This is a genomic window from Cupriavidus taiwanensis (genome assembly GCF_900250115.1).
GTDB lineage: Bacteria > Pseudomonadota > Gammaproteobacteria > Burkholderiales > Burkholderiaceae > Cupriavidus > Cupriavidus taiwanensis_B.
The window spans coordinates 3,505,503-3,527,193 of sequence record NZ_LT984803.1; the positions used below are offsets into that span (position 1 = coordinate 3,505,503).

14 protein-coding genes are annotated in these 21,691 nt (G+C 71.2%); 3 read left to right on the top strand and 11 right to left on the bottom strand.

Going from position 1 to position 21,691, the window contains the following annotated elements; genetic code table 11:
* Window positions 1-8 precede the first annotated feature (8 nt).
* Window positions 9-1,505 carry a CoA-acylating methylmalonate-semialdehyde dehydrogenase gene (locus CBM2586_RS16390; protein WP_431194953.1) on the bottom strand — a complete coding sequence of 499 codons (1,497 nt, stop codon included), beginning with the start codon at window positions 1,503-1,505 and terminating at the stop codon, window positions 9-11.
* A gap of 286 nt (window positions 1,506-1,791) precedes the next feature.
* Between CBM2586_RS16390 and CBM2586_RS16395 the strand changes: the two genes are divergently transcribed.
* Window positions 1,792-2,679: a LysR family transcriptional regulator gene (locus CBM2586_RS16395; RefSeq protein WP_115663536.1), complete on the top strand. Its 888-nt coding sequence runs from the start codon at window positions 1,792-1,794 to the stop codon at window positions 2,677-2,679.
* Here the strand turns inward: CBM2586_RS16395 and CBM2586_RS16400 are convergent.
* From CBM2586_RS16400 to CBM2586_RS16410, 3 genes are all read right to left on the bottom strand, one after another.
* Window positions 2,676-3,608, bottom strand: coding sequence for an alpha/beta hydrolase (locus CBM2586_RS16400; protein ID WP_115688504.1), 933 nt, complete (start codon window positions 3,606-3,608; stop codon window positions 2,676-2,678). The genes CBM2586_RS16395 and CBM2586_RS16400 overlap by 4 nt on opposite strands.
* Window positions 3,609-3,733: 125 nt before the next feature.
* Window positions 3,734-4,153, bottom strand: coding sequence for a Cu(I)-responsive transcriptional regulator (gene cueR, locus CBM2586_RS16405; protein ID WP_115663534.1), 420 nt, complete (start codon window positions 4,151-4,153; stop codon window positions 3,734-3,736).
* Window positions 4,153-6,681 carry a heavy metal translocating P-type ATPase gene (locus tag CBM2586_RS16410; RefSeq protein WP_115688789.1) on the bottom strand — a complete coding sequence of 843 codons (2,529 nt, stop codon included), beginning with the start codon at window positions 6,679-6,681 and terminating at the stop codon, window positions 4,153-4,155. Before CBM2586_RS16410 ends, cueR begins: the two co-directional genes overlap by 1 nt.
* 193 nt (window positions 6,682-6,874) lie before the next feature.
* Here CBM2586_RS16410 and CBM2586_RS16415 point away from each other — a divergent pair, with 193 nt between their 5' ends.
* Complete coding sequence (locus CBM2586_RS16415) at window positions 6,875-7,075, top strand: heavy-metal-associated domain-containing protein (RefSeq protein ID WP_115663533.1); 201 nt, start codon at window positions 6,875-6,877, stop codon at window positions 7,073-7,075.
* Window positions 7,076-7,141: 66 nt separating this feature from the next.
* Here CBM2586_RS16415 and CBM2586_RS16420 read toward each other — a convergent pair whose 3' ends face one another.
* Complete coding sequence (locus tag CBM2586_RS16420; protein ID WP_115663532.1) at window positions 7,142-7,864, bottom strand: OmpW/AlkL family protein; 723 nt, start codon at window positions 7,862-7,864, stop codon at window positions 7,142-7,144.
* A 284-nt stretch (window positions 7,865-8,148) separates the two neighbouring features.
* Window positions 8,149-10,143, bottom strand: coding sequence for an alkyl/aryl-sulfatase (locus CBM2586_RS16425; protein WP_115688506.1), 1,995 nt, complete (start codon window positions 10,141-10,143; stop codon window positions 8,149-8,151).
* 179 nt (window positions 10,144-10,322) lie between these two features.
* Here CBM2586_RS16425 and CBM2586_RS16430 point away from each other — a divergent pair, with 179 nt between their 5' ends.
* Window positions 10,323-10,967 carry a TetR/AcrR family transcriptional regulator gene (locus CBM2586_RS16430; protein WP_115663530.1) on the top strand — a complete coding sequence of 215 codons (645 nt, stop codon included), beginning with the start codon at window positions 10,323-10,325 and terminating at the stop codon, window positions 10,965-10,967.
* Here CBM2586_RS16430 and CBM2586_RS16435 read toward each other — a convergent pair whose 3' ends face one another.
* The 5 genes from CBM2586_RS16435 to CBM2586_RS16455 all read right to left on the bottom strand — a co-directional run bounded on the left by CBM2586_RS16435 (window position 10,968) and on the right by CBM2586_RS16455 (window position 21,621).
* Window positions 10,968-11,921 carry a delta(1)-pyrroline-2-carboxylate reductase family protein gene (locus CBM2586_RS16435; protein WP_115688508.1) on the bottom strand — a complete coding sequence of 318 codons (954 nt, stop codon included), beginning with the start codon at window positions 11,919-11,921 and terminating at the stop codon, window positions 10,968-10,970.
* A 100-nt stretch (window positions 11,922-12,021) separates the two neighbouring features.
* Complete coding sequence (pbpC, locus tag CBM2586_RS16440; protein ID WP_115688510.1) at window positions 12,022-14,247, bottom strand: penicillin-binding protein 1C; 2,226 nt, start codon at window positions 14,245-14,247, stop codon at window positions 12,022-12,024.
* Window positions 14,244-14,948: a lysoplasmalogenase gene (locus tag CBM2586_RS16445; RefSeq protein WP_115663527.1), complete on the bottom strand. Its 705-nt coding sequence runs from the start codon at window positions 14,946-14,948 to the stop codon at window positions 14,244-14,246. The genes pbpC and CBM2586_RS16445 overlap by 4 nt, the downstream gene beginning before the upstream one ends.
* A complete protein-coding gene (locus CBM2586_RS16450) occupies window positions 14,945-21,028 on the bottom strand; it encodes an Ig-like domain-containing alpha-2-macroglobulin family protein (RefSeq protein WP_115688512.1) in 6,084 nt (2,027 codons plus the stop codon). The genes CBM2586_RS16445 and CBM2586_RS16450 overlap by 4 nt, the downstream gene beginning before the upstream one ends.
* Window positions 21,029-21,135: 107 nt before the next feature.
* Window positions 21,136-21,621: an Lrp/AsnC family transcriptional regulator gene (locus CBM2586_RS16455; RefSeq protein WP_018005022.1), complete on the bottom strand. Its 486-nt coding sequence runs from the start codon at window positions 21,619-21,621 to the stop codon at window positions 21,136-21,138.
* Between the last annotated feature and the right edge of the window lie 70 nt (window positions 21,622-21,691).

Here is a 21,691-nt window from a genome sequence, read left to right on the forward strand (position 1 = left end):
GGTCGGGTTTATTTCGCCACCGGCATGGTGAACTCGGCGCCCTTGGCGATCGAGTCCGGCCAGCGCTGCATCACGCTCTTGTAGCGCGTGTAGAAGCGCACGCCCTCCTCGCCATAGGCATGGTGGTCGCCGAACAGCGAGCGCTTCCAGCCGCCGAACGAATGCCACGCCATCGGCACCGGGATCGGCACGTTGATGCCGACCATGCCCACCTGGATCTGCCGCGCGAACGCGCGCGCGATGCCGCCGTCGCTGGTGTAGCAAGACACGCCGTTGCCGTACTCGTGCGCGTTGATCAGCGCCACCGCCTCGGCAAAGTCGTGCACGCGCACCACCGACAGCACCGGGCCGAAGATCTCTTCCTTGTAGATCGTCATCTCCGGCGTGACGTGGTCGAACAGCGTGCCGCCGACGTAGAAGCCGTGCTCGTGCCCATCGACCTGGTGGCCGCGGCCATCGGTCACCAGCGTCGCGCCCTCTTCCACGCCCCGGGCGATATAGCCCTCGACCTTGGCCTTGTGCGCGCCGGTCACCAGCGGGCCCATCTCGGCATCGCTCTCCATGCCGTTGCGGATCTTCAGCGCGCGCGCGCGTTCGGCCAGGCGCGGCACCAGCTGGTCGGCGACGTCGCCCACCGCCACCGCCACCGAGATCGCCATGCAGCGCTCGCCGGCCGAGCCATAGGCGGCGCCGATCAGCGCATCGACGGCCTGGTCCAGGTCCGCATCGGGCATCACCACCAGGTGGTTCTTGGCGCCGCCCAGCGCCTGCACGCGCTTGCCGTGCCTGGTCCCTTCCGTGTAGATGTATTCGGCGATCGGCGTCGAGCCGACGAACGACAGCGCCTGCACGTCCGGGTGCGCCAGCAGCGCGTCGACCGCTTCCTTGTCGCCCTGCACCACGTTGAACACGCCGTCGGGCAGCCCGGCCTGGCGCAGCAGGTCGGCGATCAGCAGGCTCGGCGACGGGTCGCGCTCCGAGGGCTTGAGCACGAAGGTATTGCCGCACGCCAGCGCCACCGGGAACATCCACATCGGCACCATCACCGGGAAGTTGAACGGCGTGATGCCGGCCACCACGCCCAGCGGCTGGCGCAGGTTCCAGTTGTCGATGCCGCCGCCGATGTTGTCGGTGAAATCGGTCTTGAGCAGGTTGGGAATGCCGCAGGCGAACTCCACCACCTCGATGCCGCGCGTGACTTCGCCCTTCGCGTCCGAGAACACCTTGCCGTGCTCGCGCGTGATCAGCGCGGCGAGGTCGTCGTGGTGCTGGTCCAGCAGCTCCTTGAACTTGAACAGGATGCGCGCGCGGCGCAGCGGCGGGGTGTCGGCCCAGGCCGGGAAGGCGGCCCTGGCGGCGGCGACGGCGTCGGCCACGTCCTGCGCGGTGCCCAGCGCCACGCGCGCGGAAACCTCGCCGGTGGCGGGGTTGAATACGTCGGCCTGGCGCTGCGAGGCGCCGCGTGTCTGCCGGCCCGCGATGCTGTGGCCGATGATGGCCTGCACTGCGCTGGCCTCTGCAAGGATGTCTTCCACTTCCGCTCCTGAATGCTGGTCCCCCGGGGGCGATTCTGCCTCCGGTCCGTCGCGTCGATCTTTGCGTCCGGTGAAGACGCTGCCACGCTGCGCCGCGCCCCGCCTCGGCCACGTATGGCGTGCGGCACAAGACTTCGGGCCATGGTTGAGCGCAAGCTTGGTGCAGTTGCGCGGCCTCGTCCAATGATTTATCGTCAATCGCAATATAAGCCTCGCAAAATATTGCGACGCACCACCGCCACCCTCGCCCGCCCCCTTGGACCTCCACCACCTGCGCGCCTTTGTCGCCGTCGCGCGCGAAGGCAACCTGACCCGCGCCGCGCAGCGCCTGCACCTGACCCAGCCCGCGGTCAGCCTGCAGCTGAAGGCGCTGCAGTCGGCCTGGCGCATCCGGCTGTTCGAGCGCACCGCCGCTGGCCTGACGCTGACCGCCGACGGCGCCGCGCTGCTGCCGCTGGCCGAGCGCATCCTCGATGGCGTGGGAGACCTGCAGCACACCGTCAGCGCGATGCATCACACCGTGCGCGGACGGCTGGCGATCGGCACCATCCTCGATCCCGAGTTCACGCGGCTGGGCCCGATGCTGCGCACGCTGGTCGAGCGCCATCCGCAGATCGGCACGGAACTGCGCCATGGCATGTCGGGCTGGGTGCTGCAGCAGGTACGCAGCGGCGCGCTCGATGTGGGCTTCTACCTGGGCCAGCCGTCCGAAGCCGGCTTCCATGCGCTGACGCTGACGCCGTTCTCGTATTACGTGGTCGCGCCCAAGGGCTGGAAAGAGCGCACCGCGCTGCGCTCGTGGGCGCAACTGGCCACGCTGCCATGGATCTGGACCCCGCCCGAATCGGCGCACAACCGGCTGCTGTCGGCGCACTTCGCGCAGGCGGGGGTGGACCCCGCCACCGTGCCCAAGGTGGCGCACGTCGACCAGGAAGCGTCGATGCGGGACCTGGTGCGCTCCGGCGTGGGGCTGTCGCTGGTGCGCGACGCGATCGCGCTGCGCGAGTCGCATGCGCACGGGCTGGTGATCGTCGAAGGGGTCTCGGTACAGACCGAGCTGACCCTGGTGTGCCTGGCCGCGCGCCGCGACGACCCGGTGGTGGCGGCGGCGTTCGGCGTGGCCGAGTCGGTGTTCCGTACCTAGCGCTGCGGGCTGGCCAGCCGGCGCTGCAGCCAGCCGGTCAGCGCGGCGAACACTTCGCCGCGCAACGGCTGCGCTTCATTGAAGATCTCGTGGTAGCCGTGGTCGAACCAGACCTGTTCGCACAGGTCGGGCGGCGCATGGTTGAAGAAGGCGCGGCTGCCGGACGGGTCCACCACGCGGTCGGCGCCGCCGACCAGCATCAGCGTGGGCGCCTCCAGCAGCGCCGCGTCGGCCTGCGCCTGCGCCATGCCGTGGATAAAGCCTTCGAGCACGCCTGCGGTGATGGTGGTCTGCACCAGCGGATCGGCGCGGTAGGCGGCGACCACCGCCGGGTCGTGCGACAGATACCGCGCATCGATCGGATTGGGCACGCGCAGCCGCGGCGCCAGCGTCAGCAGCACGCGGTGCAGCGCCAGCGCCGGCCGGGACAGCCGCAGCGCCAGCGCCGGCGACGACAGCACCAGCGCACGCACCGGCCGCACCCGCGCGGTGGCAAAGCGCGCCGCGATCAGCCCGCCCATGCTGTGGCCGAGCAGGATCGGCAATTCGTGCCAGCCGGGCACCACGGCATCGTAGATCTCGGCGAGGTCGTTCAGGTAGGCATCCGGGTGCTCCGCCACCATGCGCGCGCCGCCGCTGGCGCCGTGGCCGCGCAAATCGAAGGCACGCACCCGCAGTCCCAGCCCGCACAGCAGATCGGCGACATGCTGGTAGCGCCCGGCGTGTTCGGCAAGCCCGTGCACCAGCAGCACCGAGCCGAGCGGTTCGGCAAAACGTGCCGGATCGGGTTGCCAGGTACGCAGCAATAGTTCGGTGCCGTCGCGCATGCGCTGGCGGCTCTGCACCGGCGCATGGGTCCCCGCCGGGCTGGCGGCGGCGGGGCTGGCAACGTCGGCCATGGCCGGATCATCCGTCATCGGCTGTTCCATTTGCACAGGTCTCCTGCCGGCGCGCGCGGGCCAGGCGCGGCGCCAGCCATCGTTGTTGTGATGGAGTCCGCCGCGCCGGCGTGCGCCGGCCCTCCATGGCTGCAACCGTGGCGTCCAGCGCCGCTTCAGCCGTGGCAGGCCGGCCGGTCGGGCGCGTCCGGCTGCGCCATGTCGGCCAGGATCGGGCAGTCCGGCCGGTCGTCGCCACTGCAGTGCTGCGCCAGTTCGCGCAGCGTGTCGCGCATCGCCGCCAGTTCGGCGATGCGCTGCTCCAGGTCGGCCACGTGCCGCAGCGTCAGCGCCTTGACGTCGGCGCTGGCGCGGTCGCGGTCATGCCACAGCGACAGCAGGTTGCGGATCTCGTCTAGCGAAAATCCCAGATTACGGGCACGCCGCACGAAGCGCAAGGTATGCACCGCGCGTTCGTCATAGCGACGGTAGCCGCCTTCGGTGCGCGGCGGCGTTGCCACCAGCCCGATCGATTCATAGTGGCGGATCATCTTGGCCGATACGCCCGAGGCCTGTGCCGCTTCGCCGATATTCATCACTCGCCACCCCGGGCCGCGGTGGCGGCGCCAGGCGCGCTGCCGGCCTGGGCACGCCAGCGGCGCAGCAGCAGCGCATTGCCGACCACGCTGACGCTGGAGAACGCCATCGCCGCGCCCGCCACCACCGGATTGAGCATGCCGGCCGCGGCCAGCGGAATCCCCACCACGTTATAGATAAAGGCCCAGAACAGGTTCTGGCGGATCTTGCGCACGGTGCGGTGCGAGACCGCCAGCGCATCGGCCACCAGCGCCGGGTCGCCGCGCATCAGCGTGATGCCGGCCGCATGCATGGCGACGTCGGTGCCGGTCGACATGGCAATGCCCACGTCGGCCGCGGCCAGCGCCGGCGCATCGTTGATGCCGTCGCCCACCATCGCCACCACCGCGCCGCCGCGACCCAGCGCCTGCACGCGCGCGGCCTTGTCTTCGGGCAGGACTTCGGCCTGCACGTCATCCAGCCCCAGCGCCTGCGCCACGCGCGCCGCGGCGCCGGCGTTGTCGCCGGTCAGCATCACCGTGCGCACGCCGGCGGCGCGCAGCCTGGCGATCGCCGCCGGCGCGCCCGGCTTGATGGCATCGCCAAACGCGACCAGCCCGGTCACGCGCGGCGGCGTGGTCTGCACCAGCCACGACACGGTGCGCCCCTCCGACTGCAGCTGGTGTGCCACCGCGGCCAGCGCGCCGGCCGGTGCGCCCAGCGACTCGCGCAAGCGCTCGCTGCCCAGTTGCAGCGCCTGGCCGTCGACCACCCCGGCAATGCCGCGGCCCGGCAGGGCCTGCACGCCGCTGGCCTGCGGCACGGCGATGCCGCGCGCCTGCGCCGCGGCCAGCACCGCCCGCGCCAGCGGATGCTCGCTGCCAGCCTGCAGCGCGGCCAGCTGCGCCAGCAAGGCGCTGCCCTCGGCGTCGGCCTGATCGGCCGCATGCAGCGCTACCACTTCGGGCCTTCCGACCGTCAGCGTGCCGGTCTTGTCGAAGGCCACCACCCCGACCCGATGCGCCACTTCCAGTGCCTCGGCGTCCTTGATCAGGATGCCGGCGCGCGCGCCGGCGCCGGTGCCGGCCATGATCGCGGTGGGCGTAGCCAGCCCCAGCGCGCACGGGCAGGCGATCACCAGCACCGCCACCGCATTGAGCAGCGCCGCTTCCCAGTCGCCGGCAAATAGACCCCAGCCCAGCACCGTCAGCAGCGCAATGACCAGCACCACCGGCACGAACACCGCGCTGACCCGGTCGACCAGGCGCTGGATCGGCGCCTTGGCCGCCTGTGCGTGCTCGACCATGCGAATGATGCGCGCGAGCACGGTCTCGGCGCCGACCGCCACGGTGCGTGCCACAAGCAGGCCTTCGAAATTGATGGCGCCGCCGGTGATGCGGTCGCCAGGCTGCTTGGGCACCGGCAGGCTTTCGCCGGTCAGCATCGATTCATCGGCATGGCTGGTGCCTTCGACCACCTCGGCATCCACCGGGATGCGCTCGCCGGGGCGCACCACGATCTCGTCGCCGACGCTCACGGCCGCCAGCGGCACGCTCTGCTCGACGCCGCCGCGCCGCACGCGCGCGGTCTCGGGGCGCAACGCCGCCAGCGCGCGGATGGCATCGGCGGTCTGGCGCTTGGCGCGCGTCTCCAGCCACTTGCCCAGGCGCACCAGCGTGATCACCACCGCCGCGCTCTCGAAATACAGGTGCGGCATGGCGTCGGCCGGGGTGCGCCACATCAGCCACAGCGAAAGCCCGTAGGCGGCGGTGGTGCCGAGCGCCACCAGCAGGTCCATATTGCCCGCGCCGGCGCGCACTGCCTTCCAGCCGGCCTTGTAGAAGCGCCAGCCGAACACGAACTGCACCGGCGTGGCCAGCAGCCACTGCAGCCACGCCGGCAGCATCCAGTGCACGCCGAACCATTCCAGCACCATCGGCGCCACCAGCGGCAATGACAGCGCCGCCGACATCGCCACCGGCCACGGGCCGTCCCAGAAGGCCCGGCGCGTGGCCTGCCCCGGCTGGCCGGGGTGGGCCACGGCGCCGGCCGCGCCTGCTGCGTCCGCCGCCGGCGTCGCGCCATAGCCGGCGCGCGCGACCGCGCCCGCCAGCGCCGCCGCGTCGGTGGCGCCGCGCAGCAGCGTCACGCGGGCGCGTTCGGTGGCCAGGTTGACGGTGGCCTCGACCACGCCCGGCACGGCGCGCAGCGCCTTTTCGACCCGGGCCACGCACGAGGCGCAGGTCATGTCGGCGATATTCAGTTCGAGGATGTCGTGGGGCACGCTGTAGCCGGCGTCGGCCACGGCGCGCGCGGCGGCGGGCAGCACCGCGGCGGAGGCCGCGCGCAGCGTCGCGGCCTCGGTGGCCAGGTTGACGGCCACCTCGCGCACGCCCGGCACCTTGGCCAGGGCTTTTTCGACGCGTCCCACGCAGGAGGCGCAGGTCATGCCTTCGACCGGCAGCCGCCACTCGGGGATGGCGTCGGCGAGCCGGTCAAGGTCCGGGCGGACCGGTTGGGAAGCGAGCACAGCGCTTGAATCTGGCATGTTCTGAGTCATCCACAGGGTCGATGTCAGCATCATGGACCTTACCATCATTGGAAGGTCAAGGCCTGTTGCAGATGACGCCTGTGCCATGTCCCCAGCTGAACTTCCCCTTGCGCTTCCCATCGTGGCAAGGTTCACACTATGTCTGTCGCGGCCTATGCCGCGTTTCCATCCCGTTCAGGAGCGTCCCAACATGATCCAGTTCCAGGTAGAAGGCATGACGTGCAACCACTGCGTGGGCGCCATCACGCGTGCCGTGCTCGCCGTCGACCCCGCCGCGCGCGTCAGCGCGGACGTGCCGGCCCAGGCCGTGCGTGTCGACAGCGGCGCCGACACGCAGGCGCTGCGCGAGGCCATCGAGGAAGCCGGCTATCCGGTCAGGTCGGTGGCCTGAACCTCGCCATGCAGCAAAAAGGGCGCCCCCGGGCGCCCTTTTCAGTTCAGCTGGCGTGTGCCGCGCTCAGAAGCGGTAGCCCACGTTCAGGAACGTCACCACGGGATCGATCTTGATCTTGGTGTGCGACTGGATCGTCACCGGACCCGCCTGGGTGGTGAACGATGCCCGCGTCGACAGCGGCACGTAAGACACCGACAGCCCGACGAACCAGTTGTCGTTGATGGCGTAGTTGGCGCCGATATTGAACACCGGATTCCACGACGGCTTGGCGCTCGCGGTCATGCGCGCGCCCGGCGCGAACTCGTGATTGACGAAGTTCTGGTTGGTGATGGTCTCCTCCGTGAACCAGGTGTAGTTCACGCCGAGGCCGACATAGGGACGGAACCTGGTCTTGGCATCGAAGAAGTGGTACTTGACCACCAGCGCCGGGCTCCACTGCTTGACCGAGCCGAGCTTGCCGTACTGGGCGTAGTTGCCGGTGCCCTTGACATCATGCTTGGGCGGAATGCCTGCGACGATCTCGCCCGAGATGTTGTCGGTAAAGAAATGGGTGAAGGCCAGGCCGAGCGTGTCGGCGGACTCGATCTCCGCGCCGGTGTTCGGCCGGGTCATGCCGACCGGGCGGCCGCCAATGCTGTCGACGGTCAGCGGATCGGCGGAGCTGTTCGGCATCACGCGGAACCAGCCCATGCTGACGATATTGCTGCCCGCGGACTGCGCGTGTGCGGCTCCGGTCAGCGCCATTACGGCGCCCGCGGCCAGCATCTTCTTATAGGTCGATTTCATAATCCTCTTACTCCTCTTACGGTAACTGCCGCGTGCATTATCCGGCCAGCCCGCGCGCGGCTGTTTCATCGATGACACAGATTCGTAGAGGAGGCCCCCTAAAGGGAGGGTTAACCATGAAGAAAAGCGGCGGCAGCGGCCTATCAGGCCGCCGGACGCTGCATCCACGCAACGATTTATGCCGCGCGTTGGAAGAAACCCTCACACGGAAGCGGTTTTAGACGCCCCGCCCGCAACAGCCGGCGCGCGCCTGCCCCGTCCCCGGGGTGCGAGGTAGCGGGCCGTCAGGGTGTGACGATGGCGAAGTTCGGCTCGGCCTTGTCCATCAGCGCCACCCACGCCGCCCGCGCCTGCGGGTCGCCCTCGACACGCGCGCGGCCCGCCTGGATTTCGGCCTGCAGCGTGGTCTGGCCGGCCAGGACGCCCATCAGCACGGCGCGCGGCATGGCCAGCGTGGCCTGCGCTGAGGCATGCTGCGCGTCGGCCTTGTAGCGGAACACGCCGTTTTCCACGGTTAGCGCGTAACGCTTGCCGGTGTCCGGCTGTACCCAGTTCAGCGCCAGCGTCTTGCCGGCGGCACGGTCGCCGTTCAGGCTGATCGCCAGGTAGTCCAGGAACATGGTGTCGGTCATCGCGCGCAGCACGTCGGGGCTGCCGGCGCGGCGGCCGGTCTTGGGCGGGCCGCCGCGCAGTTCGGCGGCGCCGCTCAGGTAGGCGTTGCGCCAGGTCGACGATTCCGCCTGGTAGCCAAGCTGCTCCAGCGCATCGGCCTCGAGCTGGCGCGCTGCCTGGTTGGACGGGTCGGCAAAGACCACATGCTTGACCACCTCGGCCACCCAGCGGTACTCGCCGCGCGCATAGGCGGCGCGGGCCTGCTCCAGCACGCGCGCCGCGCCCCCCATGAATTCGACATAGCGCTTGCCCGCCTCTTCCGGCGGCAGCGGGTCCAGGTTGGCCGGGTTGGCGTCATACCAGCCCAGGTAGCGCTGGTACACCGCCTTGGCGTTGTGGCTGACGGTGCCGTAATAGTCGCGCAGGTGCCACTCGCTCGCCAGCGACGGCGGCAGCTTGACCCGCTCGGCGATCTCGGCCGGCACATAGCCCAGGTTGGCCAGCCGCAGCGACTGGTCGTGGATGTACTTGTAGCCGTCGCGCTGCTTGCCCAGGTAGGTGACGATCTCCTCGCGGCCCCAGGTGGGCCAGTGGTGCTGGGCGAACAGCACCTCGGTGCGGGCGCCGAAGCGGTCGATGGTCTCGTCCAGCGCGCGCCACCACTGGTTGGCGTCGCGCACCTGTGCGCCGCGGATGGTGTAGAGGTTGTGCAGGTTGTGGGTGGCATCCTCGGCCGCGCACAGCGCCTGCCACTGCGGGAAGTACATCAGCATCTCGGCCGGGGCCTCGGTGCCCGGCGCCATCAGGAACTCGATCTGGACGCCGTCGATGGTGCGGGTTTCGCCGGTCTTGTGGATCAGGTCGGTCGGCGGGATCAGCGTCAGCGTGCCGTGCGCGACACCCTTGCCCAGCCCCGCGTCCACCTGGCCGGTGGCCGAGCGCGGCAGGTTGAAGCCATACATGTACTGGGCGCGGCGGCTCATGGCGGTGCCGGCGAAGACGTTCTCGCTGACGGCTTCCTCCATGAAACCTTCCGGCGCCAGCACCTTGACCCGGCCGGCCCTGACGTCGTCCTCGCTGATGACGCCCTTGACGCCGCCGAAGTGGTCGCCATGGCTGTGGGTGTAGATCACCGCCACCACCGGCTTCTTTGGCCGGTGCCTGAAATAGAGCTCGAGGCCGGCGCGCGCGGTTTCCATCGCGGTCAGCGGGTCGATCACGATCAGCCCGGACTCGCCCTCGATAATGGTCATGTTGGCGATATCGAAGCCGCGCACCTGGTAGATGCGGTCCGTCACCTGGAACAGGCCATGGTGCAGGTTGAGCCGGGCCTGGCGCCACAGGCTCGGATTGACGGTGGCCGGCGCCACCTCCGGCCTGAGGAAATCGTACGGCGCCAGCGCCCACACCACGTTGCCTTTGGCGTCGCGGATCTCGGTGTTGTCGAGCGTGCCGATAAAGCCGCGGCGCGCCGCGTCGAAGTCGCGCCGGTCCTGGAACGGCAGCTGCTGCAGCACCGCGGCATTGGCGCGGGCGGTGGCATCGGTGGCGGGCTTGCTGGCGCTGGCCACGGCGGTGGCGGCGGCGGCGCTCCCGGCAAGGCCGAAGGTGGCGGCGGCCAGCGCGGCGGCGGTGGCGGCGGCGGCAAAGGCTGTCGGATACGGCATCCTGGTCTCCTGGATCCTGCGCCGGGCGCAGGGGTGCGGCCGGCAAACACTGACGTTTTGTGCTGAACATTCAGTACAATATCGGAGTTTGCTGGCAGACCTCGTCTACTGTCAAATAGAGCCCGGCCGCCGTTCCAGGCTGCCGCGACGCCGCGTCTCACCCTGTTGCCGCCCCCGCCATGCCCCCGATCCGCCAGTCCGCCGAGCCTGTAACGCCCCCCTCCGCCGCCCCGGTCGCCAAGAACCGGCGCGGTCTGGAAACGCGCGAACGCGTGCTCGCGGTCACGCGCGGGCTGATCAGCGCGCACGGCTACGCCGAGGTCACGCTCGACCAGATTTCCGCCGAGGCCGGCGTGGCCAAGAGCAGCCTGCTCTGGCATTTCGGCAGCAAGGAGATGCTGCTGGCGGAGGCCGCCACCAGCCTGTTCCGGCAGATCGGCGAGGAACTGGGCGCGGAGCCGCACCAGGGCCGGACCGCGGCACGGCGGCTCGAGAACAGCTTCGACCGGGTCGCCGGCTATCTCAGCGCCAATCCCGAGGCCAAGGGCGTGGTGCTGGCGCTGCTGTTCTCCGGCAGCGTGCCGGCCAGCGTGCGCGAGGAAATCCGCCGCAGCTGGGACAGCCATGTGCAAGACCTGGTCGCCGCGCTGTCGGCGCCCGGCCGTCCTCTGCCGGCGCCGATGGCGCGCCTGATGATCGCCACCATCCACGGCTGCTACTGCCACTGGTATGCCAGCGACCGCAGCGAACCGATTGCCGCTTTCCTCGCGCCGGCGCGCGAGCTGTTCGGCGACTGGCTGCGCGAGCGCGACCGCGAACGCTGATCAGGCGCGGCTGGCGAGCACGCACGCGGCCAGGTCCCACAGCGCATAGCCCACGCTCTTGAACACCAGCGGGCTGCCGGCGCGCGCGCGGATCGCGTCGGCCTGCAGGATTGCGGTCTCGAACGGCTGCACCTCGGCCCAGTCAATGCCGGCCTGCAGCAGGTCGCCGGCCTCGTCCTCGATGCCGAACAGGGTATCGGCCAGCAGGCGGCCATGGTCGGCGGCGGCATGGCACAGCGCCGGCGGCAGTTCGCACATGTCGGGCCGGAACGCGCCGACCGCGGCAATGAAGTGATGGTCGCGCCAGAGGCCGCTGTCGAGGTCCGGCAGCACCGGGCTGCGGCTCGACGTCACCGTGACCACCATCGACACGCGCGGCAATACCGCCGCGACCGACTCGGCCACCTGCGCTTCCACCCCCAGCGTGCGCGCATGCGCGGCCAGCGCCTCGGCCTTGTCGCGCGTGCGCGAATGCAGCCACAGCCGGCGCACGCCAAGTCCGGCGACGAAGGCCTCCAGGTGCGTCAGCGCCTGCACGCCCGCGCCGACGATCAGCAGTTCGCCGTCGGGGCGCGCGGCAAAGCGCTGCGCCGCCAGCAGCGACACCGCCGCGGTGCGCCGGCCGGTCACGGTGGGACCGTCGAGCATGGCGAGGCGCGCGCCGGTATGCGCGTCGGCCACCACCACTTCACCGAGGATGCTGGGCAGGCCGCGTTGCGGGTTGCCGGGATGGACGGTGATGTTCTTGGTCATCACCAGCCGGCGGTTGCGCGCCGGCATTACCAGCAGCGTGCCCGCGCCCTGCTGCGCGTCGCCGACCGGCAGCGCGATGCGCGGCGGCGCCATGGCGGTGCCGTCGCGCAGCTCGGCCAGCATGTCGGCGATGGCTTGCGCCAGTTCGGGATACGGCAGGCGCGCCGCGGTGGCGGCGGCATCGAGGGCAACGAGGGACATGCGCGGGCTCCGGCGGGACATGGCGAAGCGCCATTATTACGCACGGACATGGCTAAAACCCGTGCCTCAGCAACCGGGCCGGCCGGCCTCGATACCAGCCTCAGCGCCTGGCCGCAGGCATGGGCGCGCGCACCGAAGCGCCGCGTACCTCGATGCCGATGCGGTCCACCACCTTGCCGGCGGCATCGAGCAGCTCCACCTGGTGGCGTCCCGGCCAGGGCAGCCATGCGACCTCGCTGCCCCGCCCCAGCGGCTTGCCATCCATGCGCCAGCTGAGCGCGCGTGCCGACTGGCCGGCTACGCCCTGCGCATGGAACCACACCCGCTGCGACGCCGGCGGCATGTCGGGATCGAGCGCAAACACGGTGCCGTCGGACGGCGTGGCGATCATGGGCGCGCTCGGGCGCGCAGCCGGTGCACCCACGCTGACGCGCCGCACCGCGGTGCCGGCGAGAAACACTTCGTCGCGTGCCGGCTCCAGCCCGTCGTCGAAGCTCAGCGCCACGCGCTCGACCCCGGCGGGCAGCGCCGGCGCGTGGCTGGGGCGCGCGCGGTGCAGTGCTTCCATGACGTCGTGCCACACCGGGGCCGCGCCCGACACGCCGGACACGTCGCGCATGCTGGCACCGCTGGCATTGCCGACCCACACGCCCACGGTGTAGTGCTGCGACCAGCCGATGCACCAGTTGTCGCGCATGTCCTTGCTGGTGCCGGTCTTCACCGCGGTCCAGAAGCGCGTGGTGAGCGGGCTGTCGAGGCCGAAGGTGCGGGCGCGGGCGTGGCGGTCCGACAGGATGTCGGCAATTACGAAGCTCGCGCCCGGCTGCATCACGGCCTTCGCCGGTAGCGCCGGCGCGCCCTGCCGCAGCCGCGGCGGCGCGTAGCTGCCGCCATTGGCCAGCGCGCGGTAGGCATTGGTCAGCGCCAGCAGCGATACATCGGCGCTCCCCAGCGCCAGGCTGTAGCCGTAGTAGTCGCCCGCCTCGGTCAGCGGCAGGCCCAGCGCCACCAGGCGCTTGTGGAAGCGATGCGGGGTCACCATCACCAGCGTGCGCACCGCCGGCACGTTCAGCGATGCCGCCAGGGAGGCGCGCAGGCTGACCCAGCCAGCATAGCGGTGGTCGTAGTTCTGCGGCACGTAGAGCCCGCCGCCGACCGGCAGGTTCACCGGCCGGTCATCGAGCAGCGAGGCCGCGGTCAGCCGCTTTTGTTCCAGCGCCTGCTCATACAGGAAGGGCTTGAGCGTCGATCCGGCCTGGCGCAGCGCCGCCGCGTGGTCGACCTGCGCGGCGCCGGAGAGCGCGCCGGACGAGCCCACGTAGGCCAGCACGTCGCCGCTGGCGTTGTCGATCACCACCACCGCGCCGTCCTCGACATTGCGTCCGGCCAGTTCGCGCAGGTGGCGGTCCAGGCTGGCCACGGCAGCGCGTTGCAGGCGCGCGTCGAGCGTCGATGCGATGCGCGTGGGCATGGCGGCGCCGGCCGGCAGCTGCGCGCGCGTCTCGCTGACCAGGTGCCGCGACAGGTGCGGCGCCAACTGCCCCGACCCCATCGACGGCGCTGCCGCCGCGGCGCGCTGCGCCACCGGCCCGGTGCGCAGCAGCGCCAGTTGCGCAAAGCCCTCCAGGCCGTCGCACTCCCGCGGCAGGCGCATCTCGCGCAGGATGCCGCAGGCGCGGCTGGCCACCTGCGCGGCGCGCGCATTGGGCGCGCGCACCAGTGCCACCGCCAGCGCCGCTTCGCGCGCATCGAGCCCCTCGGGGTATTTGCCGAACAGCACCTGCGACATCGCCGACAGCCCGACCAGTTCGCCGCGGAACGGCACCAGGTTGAGGTAGGCCTCCAGGATCTGGTCCTTGTTCCAGCTGCGCTCCAGCACCGCGGCGCCGGCGGCCTGGCCCAGCTTCTGCGTCAGGCTGCGCCCCTGCCCCGGCGCGCCCGGCCGGCGCAGGTCCTGGTCGAGCAGCCCGGCCAGCTGCATGGTCAGCGTGGAAGCCCCGCGCGTGCGCGTATTCCACAGGTTGGCCCAGGCCGCCGCGGCCACGCCCTGCCAGTCGACGCCGCTATGGGCATAGAAGCGCCGGTCCTCGGACAGCACGATGGCCGTGCGCAGCGCGGGCGAGGTGTCGGCCAGCGCCACCCAGTCGCCGCGGCGCGCGCGGAAGTCGTCGCGCACGCGGCCCACCGGCTCGCCATGGCGGTCCAGCACCACCACGTCGGCGCTGCGCCAGTCGGCGCGCACCTGCGCGAAGCTGGGCAAGGCCGCGGCCGGCGCGGACCAGGCCAGCGCCACCGCCGTCGCAGCCCAAGCCAGACGCCGCGTCATGGCTGCGTGCGTCCCGCTACCAGGCCGGCCACCAGCAGCACCTGCGCCGCGGCGTAGGTCCACCAGATGCCCAGCTGGAACGATTCGAACGGTACCAGGAAGCGCGCAATGCCGATCATCAGGTCCGACGCGGCAAAGCACAGCGCACCCAGCGCCGCCAGCGGCGTGGGCAGGCGCGCCACCAGCGCGCTGCACACCATGGCGGCAAGCACGCCCACGTACAGCGTCACCGGCACGGCCAGCGTGCCGAGGTTGGGCCAGAAGCGGCCCAGCATGGTGCCCGCCACGCCGAGCATGGCGCCGCAGGCAATCAGCCGGTGCGGGCGGGTGTCGCCCGCCAGCGGCACCAGCAGGCGCAGGTAGGCCAGGTGCGCCAGCAGGAAGGCGCCGAGCCCGCCCACGAATGAGAATGACAGCGTCGGCAGCGCCAGCAGGAAATCGCCCAGCGCCGAGCACAGCAGCGCCGTGACCAGCCAGCGGCGCTCGCCGGGCACGCGATGGAACCACGCGGCGCGCGCCAGCAGCACCGCCATCGCCGTCTTCCACGCCGGCTGCATGGCGATATGCCCGGTCAGCGGCGCGCCATCGGGAAGGTCCAGCGCCACCTGCACCAGCAGCGCGCCGTAGATGAGGCCGGCCATGGTGCCCGCGAGCCACCACTCGCGCACCCGCGCCGGCATCATGATCGCCAGCCAGCTCATGGGCGCGCCCCGACCGCCAGCCGCGCATTGGGCGCGACGCCGAACACGTCGGGCGCGTACATCGCTTCGACGCGCGTGGGCGGCAGTGCGAAGTCGCCGGCGTTGTTCAGCCGCACCGTGTATTCGACCGAGACCTTGCCCTTGGGCAGGTAGCCGAAGTACTCGCGGTAGGCCTGCGGCGTGCGCTCGATATAGGCCGGCCAGGCCGCGCCCTGGCGGCGCTCGCCGCGCGTTGCGATGGCCGAGTCGCGGCCCAGGCCGCTGCCCAGGATGGTGGCGCCGGCGGGTACCGGATCGCTGACCACCACCCAGGTCATGTCGGCCTGCGCATCGATCTCCAGCTTGACGCGATAGACGTCGCCGCGCGACCACTTGCCCGGCACCGCCTGCTCCTGCGCCGTCACGGTGCGCTGGATGCGGTAGCCCGCGGCCAGCGGCGCGGTCACCGGCACCGCCGCCATGGCGCGCACCGTGGCCCACGGCTGGCCCGCGCCGACCTGCTCCACCTGCAGCGTGCCGCCCTCCGCAGCAGCCGGCCACGGAAGATCGACGCTGCCCTGCGCCACGCCGTCGCTGCGCTGCGCGCGCGCCCAGTCGAAACTGCGCGCGGCGTCGGCGGCGTGGCTGATGCTGGCGCGCGTGGTGCCGGCCACCGGCGTCTTCTCGAACGCCTGCGCAAAGCGCGTCACCGCCAGCATGCCCCAGGCATTGGCGGTGGTGGTGCCCCAGGCGCCATGCACCTGGCGACCCAGCAGCCCCGTCGCCAGCTGCGGCGCGTCTTCCTTCCAGCCCGGCAGCTCCGACGCCAGCGCCAGCAGGCGCGCGGCGTTGACGTCGCCGCCGGCCATCATCCACCACCAGTTGTCGTTGCGCTCGGTGGAGAACGCCAGGCGCGTGCCCTGTACCGTCAGGCGCGAGCGCAGCAGCTGCTGCGCTTCGGCCAGGCGCTGCTCGCGCTGCGGGATGTCCTGCACGCGCGTCAGCAGCAGGGTCCAGTCCAGCAGCGCGGAGGTCGGCCATTGCGCCGGCAGGATCTGGATCGATCCGAGCATGCGCGCCTGCGCATGGCCGGTGCGCGACAGCGCCTCGAGCGCGGCCAGCTTGCGCACCTCCAGGTACTGCGTGCCGTCCACCGGCGACCAGCTGTCGCGGCGGATGCGGCCTTCGACGAAGTCGGTCAGGCCGCGCTCCATCTGCGCGCGCTGCGCGTCGGGAATGCGCAGCGCCTGGCCGGCGCGCGCGGCCTCGTCGGCCACCGCCAGCAGGTAGGCGGTCAGCACTTCGCTGCCGTAGTCGCTGTCGCTGTTCAGCGGGAAGTACGAGGCCAGGCCGTTGGCATCGAGGTAGGACGGCAGCTGCGCCATCAGCGCGTCCCAGGCGGCGCCGTCGTTCAGGCCAATGGCTTTCGAGGCGCGCTGCTCCAGGCAGGTGAACGGGTAGTTGCGGAACCACTCGCGCACGCCCGGCATCCCGCCCGCCAGCGACGACTGGAAGCTGACCTGCACCCCGCCGCGGACCTTGCCGGCCGGGTCGGCCAGCGCGCCCGGCGGCGCCTTGAGCGGGATCGACAGCGACGGCGCCACCTGTGCCAGCGTGGCCTGCTGCACCGTGACCGGCACCGCCGGCACGATCTGCTGCGACACCTTGATGCGGTCGGAGGCGCCTCCTGCACCACGTCCACCCGCTTGCTCACTGGCCTGCACTTCCCACATCACGGTGCCGGTGCGCGCGTAGGCGAGCAGCGCAGGCGCGCTCACGTCCCAGCCGATCTCGCGCGCTTCACCCGCGGGGATCTGCACGGTCTGCGCCGGCAGCCCGGTCTCGTTGCCGAGCAGCGTGCCGCGTGCGCTGGCCTGCACCGTCATGGCACGCTTGGTGGTATTGCGCAGCGTGAACATGGCGCGGTAGCGGTCGTCCTCGCGCACCAGCGGCGGCAGGCCGGAAATCACCTGCAGGTCCTGCGTGGCGGCGACGGTGGCGCTGCCGGTGCCGAAGCGGCCCAGGCCCAGGTCGGCCACCGCGACGATGCGGAAGCTGGTCAGCGAATCGTTGAGCGGCACCTCGACGCTGGCACGGCCCTCGGCGTCGAGCTGCACGCGCGGGTTCCACACCAGCAGGGTGTCGAACAGTTCGCGCGTGGGGCTCTTGCCGCCGCCGCCGCCCGCCGGCACCGCCTTGCGCCCGTAGTGGCGGCGCCCGATGATCTCCATCTGCGCGGTCGAGGTTTCGACGCCGTAGCCGCGCCGCTGCAGCATCGCGTCGAGCAAATCCCAGCTGGTGTTGGGCATCAGCTCAAGCAGCGCCTGGTCCACCGCGGCCAGCGCCACTTCGCCGTTGGCGGCGGGCTTGCCGTCGGGCAGCTTTACCTGGATCGCCACGCGCGCCTTGCCGCGCACCGGGTAGCTGGTCTTGTCCGGCGTCACGGCGACATCGAGCCGGTGGCCGGCATTGCCGACGCGGATCTCGGCCAGCCCGAGCCGGAAAGCCGGCTTGGACAGGTCGACCAGCGCGGTCGGCGCCGCATACTCGCGCCCTTCGCTGCGGAACGCGCGCCACCACTCGCCCGGCTGGCGCCAGCCCCAGGTGAAGAACGAATACCACGGTACTTCGTGCAGGCGCCCGCGCAGGGCCAGCACCGACACGTAGACGTTGGGCCCCCACTCCGGCTTCACCTGCACGCGCACGGTGGGATCGCTGCCGTGCAGCTCCACCACCTGGGTCTGGTAGATGCCTTCACGCTCCACCGCCACCAGCGCGGTGGCGTGGCGGAACGGCATGCGCACCTGGAACACCGCGGTGTCGCCCGGTGCGTAGGATTTCTTCTCCGGCAGCAGGTCAATGCGGTCATGGTTCTCGCCGCCGAACCACAGCTCGCCCTGGCGCGTCACCCACACGGTGGTGGCGGCCTGCGCGGTGCGGCCATCCTTGTCGCGCGCGCTCGCCACCAGCTCGATCTGGCCGGCCTGCTCCAGCGCCACCTCGCAGCGCGCGCGGCCCTGCGCGTCGGTGCGGGTTTCGCACACGGTGCCGAGATCGCGCGTCTCGGTGCGGTTGTCATAGCGGTAGAAGCCGCCCACCACGCGCTTGCGCGCCGAGGTGGTGATGCGCGCGCGCGCATTGACCTTGACCGGCGCGTCCGCCACCGGCCTGCCGTTGACGTCGAGCACCACGCCGTGCACCGCCAGCTTCTGCCTGACCGAGACCCAGTCGTCGGTGCGGATGCCGGCCACCACCGCCGCCGGCCATACCGGCACGGTCTGGCGCAGGGTCTGGATCTCGCCGTTGGGATCGGCAAAGCCGGCCTCGAGCACCAGGTCGCGCGGCGCATCGGTCTTGGGCAGCTTGCGCAGCGTCACGCTGCCGTTGCCGTTCTTGTCCAGCGTGACCGGCAGCTTGTCGGCGACCAGCTTCTGGCCGTCGGCACCGGCATCGCCCTGCTGGTCCGCGTCCATGTCCTCGTCGCCGCCGCTTTCGCGCTGCGCGCGCGGCGGGTTGAACGAGAACTCGTCGTAGCCGGGGAAGCTCACGTACTTGTCGCGCAGCAGCGCGGACACGCGCACCGGCAGCCCGGCGGCACCGCCGCCGGACAGATAGTGGATCTCGACGCCGACCGGCAGTTCGGCCGGCGCCACCACGGGCCCGGCCTTGCCCGCCACCTGCAGCGTGCCAGCCAGCACCGGCAGGCGGAAGGCCTCGACCCGGAAGCTGCCGCTGGGGTAACTGCGCGCGCCGCCGTCGTCCTGGGCGGCCTCGCCCTTCTGCGTTTCCAGTTCGACCGTATAGACCCCAAGCCTGGCCGCCGCGGACACCTGGAAGGTGCTTTCCGCGCTGCGCCCGCCGGTCGCGGTGTGGCGCCATTGCAATGGCAGCTCGTAGCTCTGGCCGCTGCCTTCATGGCGGATGGTCACGCGCGTGGGCAACGGCCGGCTCGCCGGCGGCAAGGCAAAGCCCTGCGCGGTCTCGGCGCGGATCAGATGCTTCATCGACACGGTTTCGCCGGCGCGCAGCAGGGTGCGGTCGAAGATGGTGTGGGCGCGCACGGTGGGCGCGGCGCTGGTGTCGGTCGGCACATTGAAGCGCCAGCTCTCGATGCCGCGGTTCCAGTCCGACATCACGAAGGCCATGTCGGCCTGGCCGCGCGCCTGCTGATGCGTGGCGGCGATGCGGGCGGAGACGAAGTAGCCTGACAGGCCATTCTGCTCGCACGCGCTCTCGGGTGCCGCGGCGAGTTTGGCAAAGCGTGCCACGCCGCTGGCATCGGTACGGCCTTCGCCGAGCAGGCGCCCGCTGCAGTCGCGCACCGCCACCGCGGCGTCGCGCACCGGCTTGCCGTCGTCCAGCGCGGTGACCCAGGCCACCCCGCTGCGGCTGCCGTCGTCCTCGTTGCCGCTGCTGCGGCCCAGCTTGAAATGCACGCCCAGGTTGGTGACCAGCGCCGCGGTGCGCACGTACATCGGCGCGCGCTTGCCCAGCAGCGCCTCGCCCAGCATCGGCGAGGCGATCTCGACCACATGGAAGCCGGGCTCCGGCAACGGGATGCCGACCACCTCGAACGGCCGCGGCGCATCGCCCGACGGCTTGGGCACGGCCAGCTTCTGCACGCCGGGGGCGCGCTCGAGCAGCGATACCGCGCGGGTTTCGATCGGCACCGCATTGCGCGGATTGTTGACGCGGTACGGCGAGCGGCCCGCCAGCACGGCGTCGAGTTCGCCGCGCGTATAGCTGGCCTCGTGCAGGCGGCGCACCAGGCCGAGCCACTGCATCACGGCGGCGTCGTCGTCCACGCGCAGCTTCATCACGGTGCCGGCCCGGGCCAGCACGGCGCGCACGGCGAGGTCCGCTTCGACATTGCGCAGCGTCACCGGCAGCAGCGGCGGATAGTCGGCCGCGGACTTTCCGCGCGGCAGTTCGCCGAAGCGCTCGACCACGCCGAACGGCGCCGCGGCGAACTTCGCCAGCGGCGGCATCGCGGCCGTGGCCACCTTGAGCGGGAACAGGTCGCCATTGGCGAGCGCGCGGCCGCTGTCGTCCTGCAGCTTGCTAGGCACTTCGATGGTGAACTGCGCCTTCTCGGCGAACGGCGCGGCAAAGGTGAGCGCGCTGACGCTGGCGTCCGGCGCCAGGTCGGGGTCGAACTGCGGCGCGCGCGGGCCCGACGGCGTCTTCAGCACCACGCTCTCGGCCAGCTTGCGCGGCACCGGCGCGGAGAACGTCACCGACATCGGCCGCAGCGGCGTGCAGGGCGCCTGCGCGTGTTCGCGCTCGCAGCTGAAGCTGGCGGTAAGCGGCTCGCGCACGGTGTAGTCGAAGCGGCGTTCCTCGCGCGTGGCGACACCCGACGGCGTGGCAATGCCCGCGCCCAGCACCAGCTGCACGCGCGCTGCGGCCGGCAGCCGCTGCTGGCAGGCGAGCAGGTGCACCGCGTCGGGCGCTGGCTTGGCGAGGCGGTCCCAGCGGATCGCCGCGAGCACGGCCTCGCGCTCCTTGCCGGCCAGCAGCCGCACCGGGATGCGCTCGCCCAGCCCCTGCGCCTGGCACCAGGCGTGCTCGCGCACCGAGGCCGCGGTGGCGGCGCCGTTGAAGCGCAGCGCGAACACCTGGTCTTCCTCGATCTCGCCGCCGGAAGGCCGGCTCGAGACCACGATCGGGCCGCCGGTTTCGAAACGGTATTCCGCCTTGCCGGCATAGGCATTGCCGGCCTCGCTGCGCAGCCCGGCGCGCATGCGCACGGTGCAGCGCACGCCAGGCGGCAAGTCGCTGGCGAAGTCGTAGACCCAGTTCCTGGCGTCGACCCAGCGCGCCTGGCCGCCGGTGCCGGCGCCGGTACAGGAAACCGCCGCGGGTGCCGTGGCCTGGACATCGCCCATCGGCACCATGGCTTCGTCAAAGCGGATCGCCACCTGCCGCACCTGTCCGACCGTGCCTTCCGGCGAGAAACGGCTCACCTGCGCGGCCAGCGCGTCGCCGGCCAGTCCGGCCAGCGTGGCGGCCAGGGCCACTGCCGCGGCTACCCGCGCCGGGTGCGATTGCTGTAGCGAACTGCCAAGACCCCGATCGGCTCGGGCGACGATTCCCTTCATCCTGCCATCCTCCGTTCCCGCCACCTTTGCGGCACCCGGCGAGGGTGACACGCACGCCACAAGAGCGCAAGGCCGGCAGGCACCGGCCACGCGCTGCGGCAAGCGTTTCAGCGCAGGTGCGACAGCGGCAGCGGTCCCTCGCATTTGATTGCCGTCAGCACGATGTTGGACCGCACGCTTTCGACGCCGGGCACGCGCATCAGCCGCTTCATGGTGAATTCCGCCAGCGTGGGCAGGTCGGGCACCACCACGCGTATCAGGTAGTCGGCCTCGCCGGCGACGGAATAGCACTCCTGCACCTCTTCCAGCAGCAGGATCTCTTCGCGGAAGCGCTCGATGATGGTGTCGCCGTGATGCGCCAGCTTGACGCTGACAAAGACCACCACACCCAGCCCCAGCGCCTGCGACGACAGGCTGACGCGGTAGCCGGTGATAACCCCGTCGGCTTCGAGCCGCGCCAGCCGGCGCCCCACCTGGCTGGGCGACAGGTGCACGCGCTCGGCCAGCTGCTGGTGCGTGGTGCGGCCGTCGGCCTGCAGCGCGCTTAGCAGGGCCAGGTCATACGCATCGAGCGAAACACTGTGGGCAGCCATACACGAATCCCGCATTCTTGAGTCAATGGATGCGCATTATATGCATGATCCATCGAAATCTAGCTGACTA

Bases quoted from the DNA above. Each gene is read 5' to 3' on its own strand.
- CBM2586_RS16400 (WP_115688504.1), bottom strand. From the start codon at position 3,608: ATGGAACAGCCGATGACGGATGATCCGGCCATGGCCGACGTTGCCAGC.
- cueR (WP_115663534.1), bottom strand. From the start codon at position 4,153: ATGAATATCGGCGAAGCGGCACAGGCCTCGGGCGTATCGGCCAAGATG.
- CBM2586_RS16410 (WP_115688789.1), bottom strand. From the start codon at position 6,681: ATGCCAGATTCAAGCGCTGTGCTCGCTTCCCAACCGGTCCGCCCGGAC.
- CBM2586_RS16415 (WP_115663533.1), top strand. From the start codon at position 6,875: ATGATCCAGTTCCAGGTAGAAGGCATGACGTGCAACCACTGCGTGGGC.
- CBM2586_RS16420 (WP_115663532.1), bottom strand. From the start codon at position 7,864: ATGAAATCGACCTATAAGAAGATGCTGGCCGCGGGCGCCGTAATGGCG.
- CBM2586_RS16425 (WP_115688506.1), bottom strand. From the start codon at position 10,143: ATGCCGTATCCGACAGCCTTTGCCGCCGCCGCCACCGCCGCCGCGCTG.
- CBM2586_RS16430 (WP_115663530.1), top strand. From the start codon at position 10,323: ATGCCCCCGATCCGCCAGTCCGCCGAGCCTGTAACGCCCCCCTCCGCC.
- CBM2586_RS16435 (WP_115688508.1), bottom strand. From the start codon at position 11,921: ATGTCCCTCGTTGCCCTCGATGCCGCCGCCACCGCGGCGCGCCTGCCG.
- pbpC (WP_115688510.1), bottom strand. From the start codon at position 14,247: ATGACGCGGCGTCTGGCTTGGGCTGCGACGGCGGTGGCGCTGGCCTGG.
- CBM2586_RS16445 (WP_115663527.1), bottom strand. From the start codon at position 14,948: ATGAGCTGGCTGGCGATCATGATGCCGGCGCGGGTGCGCGAGTGGTGG.
- CBM2586_RS16450 (WP_115688512.1), bottom strand. From the start codon at position 21,028: ATGAAGGGAATCGTCGCCCGAGCCGATCGGGGTCTTGGCAGTTCGCTA.
- CBM2586_RS16455 (WP_018005022.1), bottom strand. From the start codon at position 21,621: ATGGCTGCCCACAGTGTTTCGCTCGATGCGTATGACCTGGCCCTGCTA.